Source organism: Pedococcus badiiscoriae (genome assembly GCF_013408925.1).
Taxonomy (GTDB): Bacteria; Actinomycetota; Actinomycetes; order Actinomycetales; family Dermatophilaceae; genus Pedococcus; species Pedococcus badiiscoriae.
The window spans coordinates 3,371,541-3,386,878 of record NZ_JACCAB010000001.1 but is presented as its reverse complement, the minus strand read 5'-3'; the positions used below and the strand labels follow the sequence as shown (position 1 = coordinate 3,386,878).

General features: G+C 70.6%; 12 protein-coding genes and 1 pseudogene. 6 read left to right on the top strand and 7 right to left on the bottom strand.

Features of this window, described 5'->3' with window-relative positions:
* On the top strand, nt 1–1,570 hold a 1,570-nt coding region (gene acnA, locus BJ986_RS15990; RefSeq protein ID WP_179423318.1), incomplete at its 5' end, for an aconitate hydratase AcnA.
* Between the two features lie 1,179 nt (nt 1,571–2,749).
* Here the strand turns inward: acnA and BJ986_RS15985 are convergent.
* Nucleotides 2,750–4,021, bottom strand: coding sequence for a hypothetical protein (locus BJ986_RS15985; protein ID WP_179423316.1), 1,272 nt, complete (start codon nt 4,019–4,021; stop codon nt 2,750–2,752).
* A gap of 349 nt (nt 4,022–4,370) precedes the next feature.
* On the opposite strand from BJ986_RS15985, the gene BJ986_RS15980 reads away from it, so the two are divergent.
* Nucleotides 4,371–4,673 carry a hypothetical protein gene (locus BJ986_RS15980; protein ID WP_179423314.1) on the top strand — a complete coding sequence of 101 codons (303 nt, stop codon included), beginning with the start codon at nt 4,371–4,373 and terminating at the stop codon, nt 4,671–4,673.
* Nucleotides 4,674–4,682: 9 nt separating this feature from the next.
* Here the strand turns inward: BJ986_RS15980 and BJ986_RS15975 are convergent, their stop codons facing one another.
* The 4 genes from BJ986_RS15975 to BJ986_RS15960 all read right to left on the bottom strand — a co-directional run bounded on the left by BJ986_RS15975 (nt 4,683) and on the right by BJ986_RS15960 (nt 9,138).
* Nucleotides 4,683–5,537, bottom strand: a complete 855-nt coding sequence (locus tag BJ986_RS15975; RefSeq protein WP_179423312.1) for a carbohydrate ABC transporter permease — start codon at nt 5,535–5,537, stop codon at nt 4,683–4,685.
* The gene (locus BJ986_RS15970; protein ID WP_238338115.1) at nt 5,534–6,679 is read right to left on the bottom strand and encodes a carbohydrate ABC transporter permease; all 1,146 of its coding nucleotides are present in this window, start codon (nt 6,677–6,679) and stop codon (nt 5,534–5,536) included. The genes BJ986_RS15975 and BJ986_RS15970 overlap by 4 nt, the downstream gene beginning before the upstream one ends.
* Nucleotides 6,680–6,778: 99 nt before the next feature.
* Entirely contained in the window at nt 6,779–8,023 is a 1,245-nt protein-coding gene (locus BJ986_RS15965) for a sugar ABC transporter substrate-binding protein (RefSeq protein ID WP_179423310.1), read from the bottom strand.
* The gene (locus tag BJ986_RS15960) at nt 8,023–9,138 is read right to left on the bottom strand and encodes a substrate-binding domain-containing protein (RefSeq protein WP_179423308.1); all 1,116 of its coding nucleotides are present in this window, start codon (nt 9,136–9,138) and stop codon (nt 8,023–8,025) included. Before BJ986_RS15960 ends, BJ986_RS15965 begins: the two co-directional genes overlap by 1 nt.
* A 189-nt stretch (nt 9,139–9,327) precedes the next feature.
* Here BJ986_RS15960 and BJ986_RS15955 point away from each other — a divergent pair, with 189 nt between their 5' ends.
* Both BJ986_RS15955 and dxs read left to right on the top strand, forming a co-directional pair.
* Complete coding sequence (locus BJ986_RS15955) at nt 9,328–11,421, top strand: amylo-alpha-1,6-glucosidase (RefSeq protein ID WP_179423306.1); 2,094 nt, start codon at nt 9,328–9,330, stop codon at nt 11,419–11,421.
* 47 nt (nt 11,422–11,468) lie between these two features.
* Entirely contained in the window at nt 11,469–13,337 is a 1,869-nt protein-coding gene (dxs, locus tag BJ986_RS15950; protein WP_179423304.1) for a 1-deoxy-D-xylulose-5-phosphate synthase, read from the top strand.
* Here the strand turns inward: dxs and BJ986_RS15945 are convergent.
* Both BJ986_RS15945 and BJ986_RS15940 read right to left on the bottom strand, forming a co-directional pair.
* Nucleotides 13,323–14,180, bottom strand: coding sequence for an SDR family oxidoreductase (locus BJ986_RS15945; protein WP_179423302.1), 858 nt, complete (start codon nt 14,178–14,180; stop codon nt 13,323–13,325). The genes dxs and BJ986_RS15945 overlap by 15 nt on opposite strands.
* On the bottom strand, nt 14,177–14,620 hold the full coding sequence (locus BJ986_RS15940; RefSeq protein ID WP_179423300.1) for a nuclear transport factor 2 family protein: 444 nt from the start codon (nt 14,618–14,620) through the stop codon (nt 14,177–14,179). The genes BJ986_RS15945 and BJ986_RS15940 overlap by 4 nt, the downstream gene beginning before the upstream one ends.
* A gap of 58 nt (nt 14,621–14,678) precedes the next feature.
* Here BJ986_RS15940 and BJ986_RS16905 point away from each other — a divergent pair.
* Nucleotides 14,679–14,885 (top strand): annotated as a pseudogene (locus tag BJ986_RS16905) (TetR family transcriptional regulator); the annotation flags it as partial.
* Nucleotides 14,886–15,338 (top strand): hypothetical protein, encoded by a 453-nt coding sequence (locus BJ986_RS15935; RefSeq protein WP_238338113.1) that lies wholly within the window; start codon nt 14,886–14,888, stop codon nt 15,336–15,338.

The following is a 15,338-nucleotide window of genomic DNA, read 5'->3' as shown; positions in this document are numbered from 1 at the left end:
CCCCTCGCCGCAGGGGAGCACGGACGGCACCAACGGCGGTGACAAGCCGGCCCCCGAGGGCAACGGTTCGGACCGTCCGTCGACGAAGGTCACGGTGAAGACCGCCGAGGGCGCGTCGTTCGAGATCGACCACGGCATCGTGTCGATCGCCTCGATCACGAGCTGTACCAACACGTCCAACCCCTCGGTCATGATGGCCGCCGCGATGCTGGCCAAGAACGCCGTGGACCGCGGCCTGACCGTGGCGCCGTGGGTCAAGACCTCGATGGCGCCGGGCTCCAAGGTCGTCTCGGACTACTACGAGAAGGCCGGCATGTGGCCCTACCTCGAGAAGCTCGGGTTCCACCTCGTCGGCTACGGCTGCACGACCTGCATCGGCAACTCGGGCCCGCTCTCCGACGAGATCTCCGCCGCCATCAACGAGAACGACCTGGCCGTCGTCTCGGTGCTCTCGGGCAACCGGAACTTCGAGGGCCGGATCAACCCCGACGTCAAGATGAACTACCTCGCGTCGCCGCCACTCGTCATCGCCTACGCGTTGGCCGGCACGATGGACTTCGACTTCGACTCCGAGCCGCTCGGCCAGGACACCGCCGGCAAGGACGTCTTCCTCAAGGACCTGTGGCCGACCCCCGACGACGTGGAGCGGACCATCGCCGAGAGCATCAACAAGGAGATGTTCACCAGCGACTACGCCGACGTGTTCGCGGGCGACGACCGCTGGCGGTCGCTCCCGACGCCGGAGGGCAAGACCTTCGACTGGGCCGAGGACTCGACCTACGTGCGCAAGCCCCCGTACTTCGACGGGATGTCGATGGAGACCACGCCCGTCGAGGACATCTCCGGCGCACGGGTGCTGGCGAAGCTGGGCGACTCGGTCACCACCGACCACATCAGCCCGGCCGGCTCGATCAAGGCCGACAGCCCCGCCGGCAAGTACCTCGCCGAGCACGGTGTGGACCGCAAGGACTTCAACTCCTACGGCTCACGCCGCGGCAACCACGAGGTCATGATCCGCGGCACGTTCGCCAACATCCGGCTCAAGAACCTCCTGCTCGACGGGGTCGAGGGTGGCTTCACCCGCCTGTTCTTGAAGAGTGATGGCCTCGCCGGTGGCGAGCAGACGACGATCTACGAGGCGTCCGCCGCCTACCAGGAGGCCGGCATTCCGCTGGTCATCCTGTCCGGCAAGGAGTACGGCTCGGGCTCGTCGCGAGACTGGGCAGCCAAGGGCACCCGCCTGCTGGGGGTCCGCGCGGTGATCGCCGAGTCCTACGAGCGGATCCACCGCTCGAATCTCATTGGTATGGGCGTGATTCCGCTGCAGTACCCGGCCGGGCAGTCGGCCGACTCGCTGGGCCTCGACGGCACGGAGACGATCTCGATCTCGGGCATCACCGCGCTCAACGAGGGCTCGACCCCCAAGACCGTCAAGGTCTCGGCGGTCCGTGACGGTGCCGACCCGGTCGAGTTCGACGCCGTGGTCCGCATCGACACCCCCGGAGAGGCGGACTACTACCGCAACGGCGGCATCCTGCAGTACGTCCTGCGGTCGCTCGTCAACAGCTGAACCCACCTGGCCCACGGGACGTCGCCCGGCCCGCTCGCATCGCGGGCCGCGCGACCTCCCGTGGGCCTCGTCGTGCCCGGGCCATGGCGCCGGGCACGCCTCTGGCCTGCGACTTTGCCGATTCTTGGGTTGCGGTCCACCAGCATCCGTGTTCAACTCGAAGCATCTGAAGGCACTGAACCTGAGCCGGGGAGTTCGGGGATCATCCAGTGACAGGGGTTGGCTGGCGACTGAGCATGCTGCGCATCGCGCTGTGTGCCGGTTTCCTGTGCGCCGCCTGGATCCTCCTGGGCGCCGGTCAGGCAAAGGCCGACGAGAGCCCCCGGCCGGCTCATCCGGGTGTGACTGTTCGCCTCGGCGAGGCGGCCCCGCTGGTCCGGGCAGCCGAACGGCGTCCTGCCGCAGCGGTGAGTGCCGGTGTGCGCCACATCGTCCGGCCCGTCCGGCCGGCGAAGGCGGCGGTCCGCGAAGCCAGCGAGGGAGCCCTGCCCACCGTGCGCACGGTGTTTCGCAGTGCCGCGGTCGCGAGGCCGGTCCGCCTGGTGAGTCGCGCGGTGGGCGAGGTGGCCCGTGTCCCTGCGGCGATCGCCCCCACTCTCCCCACGGTCCCGCGCCTCGGGCCGCTGCCCAGCGTTCGCGCGCTCGACCTGGCTCCCCGCCTGCAGCCTTCGGCCGGCCCCGGGCCTTCGTCCGCATCCCAGCCGCAGGCTGACGCCACGCTGACGTCGGCCACGTCGCGTCCCGTGGCGCCGCGCTCCAACGCGGGCGATCTCGCCGGCTTCACCCGCGCCCCGCGTGTGCGGCCGTTGGCGGTCGCGAGTCCTCGGTCGACCGTGCCCGGGCTGCCCACGGCACTGTTGCTCCTGGGATCCTCGACGGACCAAGCGGCTTCTGGAATCGCTTCTGGCACCACGGATTTCGCGGCGCTTGGAGGGTCTGGCCCCGTGCCGCAGCAGACCTCCGTCTCGTGCGTGCTCTCGGCAACCACCGCCGAGAGTGCGCCGACCGAACGACCCAACCACCGACCTGGTTGATGCCTGTCCCGGGCGCCGATCTGGCGTCATGAGCGACAGCCGCCGTGCAGGCGGAAATCCATGCATCACAGGAAGGAACAACCATGCACGCATACATGCGTAGGGGCCTCCAAGTGGCCCTCTTGGTCGGTGGCGGGGTCCTGTTCTATGCCGGACACGCCTCCGCGGCAGAAAACACGACGGGGACGCAGAGCGCCCTCGGCGGCAACCAGGCTGCGACGGTCGCCTCGGCGCCGGTCGCAGCGTCGGGAAACTCCGTCGCAGTCGGCGGCAGCTCCCAGAGCACGGGCTCGACCACGGGTTCGCCCAGTGCGGCACCTGCCGCGGCTCCGGCCGGCTCGTCGGGCTCCACGACGGGCGGCTCGTCCACCGGCGGTGGGAACCAGGTGTCAGCACCGGCAAACACTCCGGTGACGGCGGGTGGCAACTCCGTTGCGGTGCTGGGTAACTCGTCGAGCAGCGGTTCGTCCACCGGTTCGACTGGTTCGGCGGCACCTGCCGCGGCTCCGGCTGGCTCGTCTGGCTCCACGACGGGTGGCTCGTCGACCGGCGGTGGGAACCAGGTGTCAGCACCGGCAAACACTCCGGTGACGGCGGGTGGCAACTCCGTTGCGGTGCTGGGTAACTCGTCGAGCAGCGGTTCGTCCACCGGTTCGGCTGGCTCGGCGGCACCTGCCGCGGCTCCGGCCGGCTCGTCGGGCTCCACGACGGGTGGCTCGTCGACCGGCGGTGGGAACCAGGTGTCAGCACCGGCAGGCACGCCGGTGACGGCGGGTGGCAACTCCGTTGCGGTGCTGGGCAACTCCTCGACCAGTGGTTCGTCCACCGGATCGCCGGGTCCGGCTGGTTCGGCTGGTTCGGCTGGCTCGGCTGGCTCGACGACGGGCGGCTCGTCGACCGGCGGTGGGAACCAGGTGTCGGCCCCGGCAGGCACTCCGGTGTCCGCCAGCGGCAACAGCATTGCCGTCGTGGGTGACTCGAGCAGCTCGGGCTCACGGTCGACTGCTCCCGCATCTGGTGGCAGCGGCGCCGGTGGCACGACGTCCGGCCAGGGGTCGTCCGGTGGTGGCAACCAGGTGTCGGCCCCGGCAGGCACTCCGGTGTCCGCCAGCGGCAACAGCGTTGCTGTCCTGGGCAACTCGGGAAGCTCCGGTAGCTCGGGGTCGAGCACGACTGCTCCGGCACCGACCGGCGGCCCGAACCCGGGTACGGCGGGAGGCGGCGGCACCACGAGTGCTGGGGCCACCAGCGGGTCCGCCTCGGCTGATCCGCCTGCGGCCTCGGCGCTGCCCGCGGTGTTCGCAGGGGCCCAGGCTGCCTCCGCGCGGGCTGCCAGCGCCCTGGCTGCCTCGGCACTCGCTGCCTCCGCGCTGGCCATGACCGGTGCCAGCCCATGGCCGTTGCTGGGGCTTGCCATGCTGCTGCTCCTCGTCGGGGCTGCATCGGGGATCGCTGGTCGGCGGCTCATCGCCGTGACGTGATGCCAGGCGGAGAGGCGGACCGCGTGCCCTCGCGGTCCGCCCTTCCGCCTGCCCTGCGGCGGGGAGGCCGACAGCAGATGTTCCCTGCCACCCGTCCCCGTCCATGACCTATACTCGAACACATGTTCGAACAATGCGTGGCTGTGGATGCCTCCGTCGGCCCGCCGCGCTCCTGACCCGGGCAGCCGCCTGAGCCAGGGTCCGCCTGCCCCGAGGGCGCCCAGCGCGGCGGTGCCGCCGGGGTGGCCGCCACTCGTCCCACCGCCGGAGTCGCCGGGCTGGCAGGTGCCTGCCGTGTCATGGCTGCTGGACTTCTGCCCCTCGGAGTACCGCCTGTATGCCGGGTGGCGTCGTCAGCCTGTCGCCCTGGCCTGGGTGACGACCCGGCACATCGACGCCCAGCTCGTGGCGATGCGTCAGGCCTACCGGGAGGTGCGGGTCGAGCTCGGCGAGCACCTCACGACCGACGGGCTGGGGCAGGTGCTTGCCGACCTCGAGGCAGAAGGCGTCCGCCTGCTCGCGGCCCGGCGCAGCGCGGGGCTGGTCTACGACGCGCTGCAGGGCAAGCGCTACGTGCCACGGCTGTGAGGACGGGCTTCAGCCCTTCTCGCCGCCCTCGTTGGCGCCACGGACGAAGTAGCGCTGCAGGGAGAAGAACAGGATCGCCACGGGAATGGTGGTCAGCAGTGCGGCCGCCAGCTTCAGCGGGTACTGCGTCCCCGCCCCGAGCTGACCGCTCGTGAGGCTGGCCAGGCCCGTGACCAGGGTCTGGTGTTCCGGCGTCCCCTTGGTCACCACGAGGAAGTGCGAGAACTCGTTCCACGAGCCCTGGAAGGACAGGATCGTCAGGGTGATCAGGGCCGGACGCGCCATCGGGAGCACCACCGACCAGAACGTCCGGAAGATGCCCGCACCGTCCATCCGGGCTGCCTCCTCGATCGAGATGGACACCGAGTCGAAGAACTGCTTCATGATGAAGACCCCGGCCGCGTCCACGATGAGGGGCAGGATCATCGCGGTGTACGTGTCGTAGATGCCCAGGTAGTTCACCATGAGGAACTTGGGGATCAGCAGGGCCACTCCCGGCACCGCCATCACGGCCAACAGGGCGGCGAAGAGGAATCCGCGGCCACGGAACCGCAGCCGCGACAGGGCGTAGCCGGCGAGGCTGTCGAGGAACACCCGGGCGCAGGTCACCACGACCGTGACGAGGACCGAGTTCTTGATCCACGTGGGTGCCGGGACGTGCGCCGCGCCCTGGCCGAAGATGTCCTTCCAGGCGTGCACGTCGAACGGGTTGGGGATGAGCGACAACGGGTTCGCCGCGGCGTCGGGGTCCGTCTTGAACGAGGTCGCGATCTGGATGAAGAACGGGTAGATGAAGAACACCGCGAACAGCACGAGGGCGCCATAGAGGAGCACCTGCTTGACCGGGCTGGTGCGGGCGTTCATCGAGCGACCTGCTTCCTACGGCCGAACAGAGGTCGGCGTTCGTCCTTGTCGGTCAGCGCCCAGCGCTGCGCCCTGGTCAGGGCCAGGATGATGACGAAGACCACGAACGCCATCGCGGCCCCCGAGCCGTACTTGAAGTTCTTGAAGCTCTGCTGGTAGCTGAGGAAGGCCGGCGTCAGGGTCGTGCCGTTCGGTGCGCCCGCGCCCATGACGTAGATCTGGTCGAACACCTGCCAGGTGCCGATCAGGCCCAGGGTGAGCACGAGGAACAGGGCCGGCCTGATCATCGGGATCGTGACGTGCCGCAGCTTCTTCCAGCCGGTGGCCCCGTCGAGGGCCGCGGCCTCGTCGACCTCGACCGGCAGGTCCTGCAGGGCCGCGATGAACATCAGCATGAACGTCCCCGAGGTGGTCCACACGACCAGGATGATGATGACGGTGAGCGCCACCGACGGCCCCGACAGCCAGTCCCAGAGCGACCGGCCGAGGATGTCGTGCTGTGCCCAGCCGGGGTTGTCCACCCCGACCGCGTTGAACAGCAGGCGGATCAGCCCCCGGTCGTCGATGAACCAGTTCGGCTGACCGAGACCGAGTGCCTTGAGCAGGGCGTTGACGGCGCCCGTGCTGGAGAAGAGGAAGAGGAAGACCGTCGAGATCGCGATCGAGCTGGTGACCGACGGGAAGTAGAACGCGGTCCGGAAGAAGCCCTTCGCCTTGAGCAGCCGGTTGTTCACGAGCAGGGCCAGACCCAGCGCCAGCACCGTCTGCAGGGGAACCACGAACAGGACGTACCAGAAGGTGTTGCTGATCGACTGCATGAAGTTCGAGCGGGTCAGGCCGTCCTTGGCGAACAGGTCCGTGTAGTTCTTGCCGCCGACGAACTCAGCGCCCGGGCCCGTGTGGAACGGGTTCACCGAGCCGTTCCAGTTGGTGAGGCTGACCCACAGCGCCATCAGGATGGGGATGACGAGGAACAGCCCGAGGATGACGATCATCGGGCTGACGAACAGCCACCCGGCCATTCCCTCGCGTCCCCGCAGCCCTCCCCGGTCGCGGCGCGGGGGCTTGGCCGTCGCCGCAAGAGCCTCGCGGGTGATCCCCAGGTTGGCGGCTTCTCCGCCCGCGGCTGGGTTGAGTGACATCGGTCCTCCTCGTTGAGGGACAGGGCGCTACGGGGTCAGGAAGCGGACGGGTGGCGCGCGGCGCCTCGTGGAGCCGCGCGCCACCCGGGCTGGTGGGGCTCAGCCTCCGAGGGCTGCGGTGCCGTTCTTCTGGAGGTCGGCCAACCAGGCCTTCGGGTCACCGGTGGTGCCCGTCATGGTCCCGAGCTGGCTGTTGAACTTCGAGATGACGTCGTCCAGACCAGCCAGGTTGACCGGGCCCTGACCGTAGGCCGCGCCGTCGACGAAGGCCTTGCTGTCCGGGTACTTCGCGGCGAACTGCTGCAGGCCCTGCGTCGTGGACGGCATGACGCCGAACGCGTCCGCGAACTTCATCTGCTGCTCGGGGGTGATGAGGCTCTTGACCAGGTCGACCGCCGCGGTCTGGTTGGGCGACTTGGCGGCGATGCCCCAGCAGTTGGTGAACATCAGCGTGCCCTTGCCAGCGGGGCCGGCAGGCAGCTCGACGGTCTTGTACTTGATCTTCGGGAAGTCCTTCATGCCACCGGCGATCCAGTTGCCCTCCATCGTCATGGCGGCCAGGCCCTTGCCGAAGGCCTCACCACCCCAGCCGGCGGCGGGCTTGGTCTGGGTGTTGAACTTGAGGACGCCCTCCTTCATCAGCTTCTGGACCTCCTGGAGGCCCTGGAGGTTGCCGGGGGCGTCGGCGGTCATCTTGCCGTCCTTGACGACCCAGCCGCCGGCCTGCCTCATGAAGGCGCCGGAGCGGTTGATGTCGTTGCCGATGACCAGACCGGTGACGTTGCCCTTGGTGAGCTTCTTGGCCACCGACTCCAGGCCCGCCCAGTCCTTCGGGTAGTCGGCCTCGGTGAGTCCGGCCGCCTTCCACAGGTCCGTATTGATCTGCAGCCCGAGGGTCGAGGAGTCCTTCGGCGCGCAGTAGAACTTGCCGTCGTAGGTGAAGGACTGCACCAGGGAGTCGACGAAGCCGGCGTTCTTGACCTGGTCCCCGTAGGCGAAGAGGTTGCCGGCCTTGGCGTAGGTGCCGATCTTGGAGGCGTCGGTGTAGAAGAGGTCGGGCGGGCTCGAGCTGGCGAACGCCTGGCCGAGCTGCTGTCCGAGGTCGGACGCGGCGATGACCTCGACGGTGTTCCCCGTCTTGGATGCCCACGCCGCCGTGGCCGCCTTGACCGCGGAGGTCTCGGCGTCGCCGGAGCTGCCGATCATCACGGTCAGGTGCACCGGGCCCTTCTTGGTGTTCTGCGTGGCCGAGCCGCTGCTGAAGCCGCCGCCTCCGCTGCAGGCGCTCATCGCCAGCACGGTGGTGGCCGTCGCCGCGACGGCAAGGATGGGGATACGCCTCATTACTGCTCCTCAGGGATGGGTATGCCGTCCGGCCGGGTGGCGGACGGGGTAGGGGTGGGTGTGGTGGTGGGGTTCGGGGTGCCTCGGCCGGTGCTCGAGCGGACGGTGCTCGAACGGACGGTGAGCGTGGGGGCCAGCAGGGCCGTGAGGGACAGGTCGGTCCCCGGGGCCTGGACGATGCGCCACGCCTCGGCTGCCGCCTCCTGGAGCGGCTGGCGCAGGCTGGTGAGCTGGAGGGCCTCGGCCACGTCGCTGTCGTCGAAGCCGACGACCCCGATGTCCTCACCGGGTTCGAGACCGTGGTTGCGCACGGCTCGCAGGGCGCCGAGCGCCAGCAGGTCGGAGGCGCACAGGATCGCGCCGCCCGGAGCGAGGTGCTCGAGGAGTCGCTCGGCCGCGGCGGTCGCAGCGGTGAGGTCCTGCGCCGCCTCCTCGGCGAGGGGGGCTCGCGTGAGCCCCGCCCCGGCCAGCCCGGCCAGCCACCCGCGGCGGCGGTCGTCGCCGACCGGGGAGCCGTCCGGCCAGCCCAGGTAGGCGACGGAGGTGTAGCCCTGGGCGAGGAGGTGCTCGACGGCGAGCTCCATGCCGCTGCGGCCGTCGACGTCGACCCATCGACCCATCTGTGGGTCGTCCCAGATCCGGCCGAAGGTCACGAACGGCACGTTGTTGGCGAGCAGCCAGGCGGGTCGCGGGTCGCCGTGCCGGGTGTCACCCAGGACGAAGCCGTCGACGAGGCCGGTGGCCAGGATCTGGTCGTAGCCGTCGAGGAGGTTCGCCAGGTCCGGGGCGAAGGTGACCAGGTGGCAGCTGTGACCTGGCGCGGCGACGGTGAGCTCGACGAGGAAGCCGTCGAGGATGTGCCCCATCCTGCCGACGCCCGAGGGGTTGACCTCGAAGCCGTACGCGGACGCCTTGCGCCGCCGCAGCTGCTGAGCCGCGGCGTTGGGCGAGAACCCGAGGCGGTCGATCTCGCGGTGCACCCTCGTCAGCGTGTCCGCGGCGACCCGGTCGGGGTTGTTGAGGACGTTGCTGACGGTCTGGCGGGAGACGCCGGCGGCCGCGGCGACGTCGATGATCGTCGCGCGCTCGCGGGACTGCCGAGAACCGCCTGCCACCACGCCCCCTTGCGCCCGTGCTCGATCTGCGCCACATTGCCGTGATGTGGCCGCATTTGAACGTTCCAACTACCCTGAGAATGGCTCACGACGGGACCGCCGTCAAGAGGACCCGCGCGACAGGACCAAGGAGCATGGCGGCATGATCATGGCGACCCACGCACGGCTCGTCCGGATAGTGAGGACCGCTTGAACACCGAGCAGACACCACGCCAACCGTGGTTGCACGACCTGTCGATCATCGTCCACGGCAACGCGACAGCCCTGTCCGCGGCGGGCGGCGACATGAGCCCCCGCTCCGGCCACGGGCTGTTCGTCGACGACGTCCGGGTGCTCTCGCGCCTCGAGCTCACCGTGTCCGGGGAGGCCCCCAGCGGGGTCGCTTCCGAGGCCGGCGGAGCCCTTGCCGAGTTCTTCGGCGCCGCCCGTGGACTGGGCGACGTCGGCGCCGACCCGACGGTCGAGGTCCGTCGCTTGCGCAGTCTCGTCGACGACGTGATGCACGAGGACATCAGCGTCACCTCGCGAGCCGCTCAGACAGTCCGAGCAGCCCTGCGGCTGGAGCTCGGGGCCGACGGGATCCCCATCGCCCAGGTGAAGTACGGGGCGGTCGACGCCCCGGGCGTGAGCCCCGCCCCGGTCGCGGACGCGGGCAACGCAGCCCTCACCTTCGGCACCTCGCGTCACCTCACCAGGGTCGACTTCGACCCCGTGCCGGTGTCCCTCGAGCTCGCCACCGACCGCGCGGTCGTCGGCCACGAGCTCGTGGTGGAACCGGGGGAGACCCAGCGGTTCCGGGTGACGATCACCCCCACTCGCACGGCCGCGTCGGAGTTCGACGCCGACCCCGGCAGCGATGGTGTCCACTGGGACGCCATCCGGGTCGTCGCCGACGAGCCGCGGCTCGCCCCGCTGGTCGCCCAGTCGGTCGACGACCTGAGGCACCTGCTGCTGCGCGACCCGCTGGACCGGGCGGATGTCTTTCCCGCGGCTGGATCCCCTTGGTACCTCACGCTTTTCGGCCGCGACTCGATCTGGACCGCCCGGATGATGCTGCCGTTCGGCACCGAGCTCGCCGGCGGCACCCTGCGCGCCCTGGCCCGACGACAGGGGACCCGGCACGACGCGGACTCCGCGGAGCAGCCCGGCAAGATCCCGCACGAGGTGCGCCGCACGGCATACGTGGGATCCCCACGCAAGGGTGACCTGGCGCTCCCGCCGCTCTACTACGGCACCGTCGACGCCACCGCCCTGTGGGTCACCCTCCTCGTCGAGGCGTGGCGCTGGGGGCTGCCCGAGCCCGAGGTGAAGGCCCTGCTGCCACACCTGCGCGCCGCGCTCACCTGGCTGACCGGCGACGGCCAGCCCGATGACGACGGCTTCCTCAAGTACCTCGACACCACAGGTCACGGGCTCGCCAACCAGGGCTGGAAGGACTCCGGCGACTCGATGCGGATGCGGGACGGCCGTGTCGCCGACGCGCCGATCGCCCTCGTCGAGGCCCAGGCCTATGCCGTGGAGGCGCTGCTCGCCGCGGCCGACCTCCTCGACGCGCTTGGTGAGCCCGGCGCCGACCGGGCGCGGGCCGAGGCGGGCGCCCTGAGCGACCGGATCCGGGCGGCGTTCTGGGTGGACGGCGACGCGGGGCACTACCTCGCCATGGCACTGGACGGCTCGGGCAGGCCCGTCGACGGGCTCGGCTCCAACATGGGTCACGCCCTGGGCACGGGCGCCCTGGACCGGGGCGAGGCCGCCTCCGTCGGGTCCACCGTCACCGGTCCCGAGCTGCTGGACGCGTTCGGGGTGCGCACCCTGGGCAGCGGCAACGGCGGCTTCAACCCGATCGGATACCACACGGGTTCGGTGTGGACCCACGACTCGGCGATCGTCGCGCTCGGGCTGGCCCGCGAGGGGCTCACCGCGCAGGCCGCTGCGGTCGTGCACGCACTCGTGGCGTCGGGCGAGGCGTTCGACTACCGCTGGCCGGAGCTCTACTCCGGGTTGCCCATGCTCGGGCGTCCGTCGCCCTACCCGGCCTCCTGCCGTCCGCAGGCCTGGTCGGCGGCCTCGGCCGGCGCCCTGCTGACCGTGGCCCTGGGGCTGCGCGCCGACCTGCCTGCCGGTGTCCTGCACGTCGACCCGATCCGGCCGACGCCGTTCGGCGCGCTGCACGTGGAGGGTCTGCGGCTCGGCGACGCCACGTTCGCGGTCACGGTGACCCGCGACGGCGACGTCGAGGTCACGGGAGTGCCGCAGGGAGTCGAGATCAGGCGGGGCGCATAGACTCGGGCGGTTCCCCTGCAGTCAAAGGACCGGAAAGGACGGCGTGCGTGCGACTGCTCCAGACCATCAACGGCCCGGCCGACCTCAAGGCGCTGACGCCTGCCCAGCTCCCGGCCCTGGCCCAGGAGATCCGGGACTTCCTCGTCGAGTCCGTCTCCAAGACTGGCGGCCACCTCGGTCCCAACCTCGGCGTCGTCGAGCTGACGATCGCGCTGCACCGCGTGTTCGACAGCCCCCGGGACGTCATCGTCTTCGACACGGGGCACCAGTCCTACGTCCACAAGCTGCTCACCGGTCGGCACGACTTCAGCAAGCTCAAGAAGCAGGGCGGCCTGTCCGGCTACCCCAGCCGCGCCGAGTCCGAGCACGACGTGGTCGAGAACTCGCACGCCTCCACCGCCCTGTCGTGGGCTGACGGCATCGCCAAGGCCCGGCGTCTGCGTGGTGAGAAGGGCCGGCACACGGTCGCGGTGATCGGCGACGGGGCGCTCACCGGCGGCATGGCCTGGGAGGCGATCAACAACATCGCCGCCGACAAGGACCTGCCACTGACCATCGTGGTCAACGACAACCTGCGTTCCTACGCGCCGACCATCGGCGGTCTGGCCGACCACCTGGCCACGCTCCGCACGACCCGCGGCTACGAGCGGTTCCTGGACTGGGGCAAGAACACCCTCAGCCGCACCCCGGTCGTCGGGGGAGCGATGTACGAGACGCTGCACGGGGTGAAGAAGGGGATCAAGGACATCGTCGCCCCCCAGGGGATGTTCGAGGATCTCGGCCTCAAGTACCTCGGCCCCGTCGACGGGCACGACGAGCAGGCCGTCGAGTCGGCGCTGCGCCGGGCGCGGGCCTTCGGCGGCCCCGTGCTGGTCCACGTCATCACCGAGAAGGGGCGCGGTTACGACCCGGCCCGGCGGCACGAGGGCGACCAGTGGCACGCCATCGGCAAGTTCAACCCCGAGACGGGTCTGCCGTTCGAGGTGAGCGGCCGGATCTGGACCGACGAGTTCAACGACGAGATGGTGGCCATCGGTGCAGAGCGCGAGGATGTCGTCGCCCTCACCGCCGCGATGCTCATCCCCGTCGGCCTCGACGGCTTCGCCGCCGCCTATCCCGACCGGGTCTTCGACGTCGGCATCGCCGAGCAGCACGCCGTCACCATGGCCAGCGGCCTCGCGTATGCCGGCCTGCACCCGGTCGTGGCCGTCTACGCCACCTTCCTCAACCGGGCCTTCGACCAGCTGCTGATGGACTGCGCGCTGCACCGGGCCGGCGTCACCTTCGTCCTCGACCGCGCCGGGATCACCGGCAGTGACGGCGCCTCCCACAACGGCATGTGGGACATGACCCTCGCCTCGGTGGTCCCGGGCCTGCGGTTGGCGGCGCCGCGTGACGGTGACCAGGTCAAGCGGCAGCTCCGGGAGGCGATCGACGTCACCGACGGTCCGACGGTCATCCGGTTCCCCAAGGGCGACGTCGGTCCGGCGGTCGCGGCCGTGCGTCAGGAGGGGGTCGTGGACGTGCTCCACGAGACCTCTGCCCAGACCTGCGACCTGCTGCTCGTCGGGGTCGGCGCATTCGCCGCGATGGCCGTCGAGATCGCGGGAAAGCTTGAGGCGCAAGGACATTCGGTCACCGCCGTGGACCCTCGCTGGGTGCTGCCGGTCAGCGACGACCTCGTGGCGATGGCTCGCCGGGCCGGGGCCGTCGCAGTCGTCGAGGACAACCTCGTCAGCGGCGGAGTCGGAGCGGCCGTGACCCTGGCGCTGCGCGACGCCGACGTCGACGTGCCGGTGCACGTGCACGGCATACCCAAGCGCTTTCTCGAGCATGCCTCGCGGGGTCAGGTCCTCGACGAGATCGGGCTCACCGCAGACGCGGTGGCCACGTCCTTGGCGTCACGACTGCACTGACTGCCCGCCGACCCGGGTCTCCGGCAGCCACGGGTATGCCGCGTGGCCCGGCGCCGGGTCTGCCCGCATGTCCGCGGTGTCCATCACCAGGGCAGCCCGCGCCAGCCGTGCTCGAGTCGGGCTCACTGGCCGGGCGAGGAACGCCATGGCCCGCAGCGCGGCGCGCGGTACGTGGGCGGGCGGCTGGATTGCCTGCCCCAGGCGCCGGGACAGCTCGAGCAGGCTGAGGTTCTCCGGACCGGCCACCTCGACGACGTGACCACGAAGCGTCGGGTCGACCGCGGCGCGGACGACGGCGGACGCGACATCGGCCACGCACACGAAGTTGACCGGGTTCTGACCTCGGCCGAGGACGCGGTCGCGGCCGCTGTGGCCACCCACCTCGGCGAGGACGTCCCGCCAGGTCTCGGCGAAGGCGGTGGCGCGCACGATCGTCCACGGCACGCCGCTGGCCAGGAGGTTCTGTTCGGCCGCCCACTTGGCCCGGAAGAGCTCCATCGGATGGTCGGCACGGACCCCCACGATCGAGACGAGGACGACCGTCGCGCCGCTGTTCCGCGCCGCCTCGACGAGGTTGGCGTTGCCGTCGCGGTCGACCGAGCCGGGGGAGGACCCGTCGGTGCCAGCCATCCCCGTGACGGCCGAGACGACGGTGCGGACACCGTCGAAGGCGCGCTGGAGACTCTGGGGGTCGCGCACGTCGCCGATCACGGTGTCGGTGCCGGTGCCGGTGCCGGAGCCGGTGCCGTGGCGGGACAGGACGCGGACGGGGTGGCCCGATCCGGACAGCTGGGAGCGCACCAGCGAACCGAGCCGGCCAGTACCGCCGGCGACGAGGATCATGACCGGCTCGGGGGAGCCTGGAGGGTCGCAGTCGCAGTCGCGCCGACTGCGGCAGCGACCGCGCCGTCCGCATCGGGCCCACCGGCCTCGACCGGCTGGAGGAAGAGCCGCCCGGTGGTGATGACGTCGGCATCGACCTCGAAGATCATGACGCCGTGCATGGCGTGGGCGACGCCATCGCGCCGGGTCCCGGACATGGCCAGCTCCGACCAGATGGTGGCGCCGGACACCGCGTGGGCGACGAGGTCCAGCCGAAGGTCCGGAACCGCCTGGAGGATCGCAGCCCAGTTGCGACGGACCTGCTCGTTGCCGGTGAAGCTGCGCGCGGGATGGACCGGGTCGGTGAGGCGGTAGGCGGGGGCGAAGCACGCCACGATCCCCTCGAGGTCGTGCTGGTTGGTCGCGTCGACCAGTCGGGCGAGGGTGCTCTGAGGGGTCATCGTCCAGCTCCCGGTGAAATTAGATACAGTGATGTGTATCTGATAAGGAGCGTGCGCCCTGAAGGATCATCCTGTCAAGAGACGGCCGTACGACGCGTCGGCCCGGCGGCTGGCCGCGCGGCTCCGTCGCGAGGCGGTCCTCACGGCTGCCGGCGAGCAGTTCGCCGCGCGAGGCTATGCGGGGGCGACGATCGCCGCGATCGCGCAGCAGGCTGGCGTCTCGGTCGAGACGGTCTACAAGGCGTTCGGGGGCAAGCCGGGCATCGTGCGGGCGCTCTGGGACCGAGCGCTGGCCGGCGAGGGGGACGAGCCTGCCGAGCAGCGCTCCGATGCGGTCGCAGTGGCGCTGGCGGCCACGGAGCCGCGCGAGGTGGTGGCCCACTGGGCCCGGCTCACCGCCGAAGTCGGCCCGCGCGCGGCCCCGTTGCTCGCACTGGTGCGCACGGCGGCACAGCTGGACCCCGAAGCGGCGGCACTGTGGGCGGAGATCAACCGCGGCCGCGCCCAGCGCATGACTCACAACGCCGCCATCCTCGAAGCCGGCGGCCACCTGCGGCCGGGGGTCAGCGTCGCGCAGGCGCGCGATGTCCTGCTGCTCTACTCCACCCTCTACGAGCCCCTGGTCATGGAGGCGGGCTGGTCACTGGAGCAGCTCGTCGACTTCACCGAGCGAGGGCTGGTGGCGCACCTGCTGGTCGCGACCGACCCCCGGACATAG

Coding starts and splice junctions, on each gene's coding strand:
- BJ986_RS15985 (WP_179423316.1), bottom strand. CDS start 4,021: ATGGCAAGCCCCAGCAACGGCCATGGGCTGGCACCGGTCATGGCCAGC.
- BJ986_RS15975 (WP_179423312.1), bottom strand. CDS start 5,537: ATGAACGCCCGCACCAGCCCGGTCAAGCAGGTGCTCCTCTATGGCGCC.
- BJ986_RS15970 (WP_238338115.1), bottom strand. CDS start 6,679: ATGTCACTCAACCCAGCCGCGGGCGGAGAAGCCGCCAACCTGGGGATC.
- BJ986_RS15965 (WP_179423310.1), bottom strand. CDS start 8,023: ATGAGGCGTATCCCCATCCTTGCCGTCGCGGCGACGGCCACCACCGTG.
- BJ986_RS15945 (WP_179423302.1), bottom strand. CDS start 14,180: ATGATCCTCGTCGCCGGCGGTACTGGCCGGCTCGGTTCGCTGGTGCGC.
- BJ986_RS15940 (WP_179423300.1), bottom strand. CDS start 14,620: ATGACCCCTCAGAGCACCCTCGCCCGACTGGTCGACGCGACCAACCAG.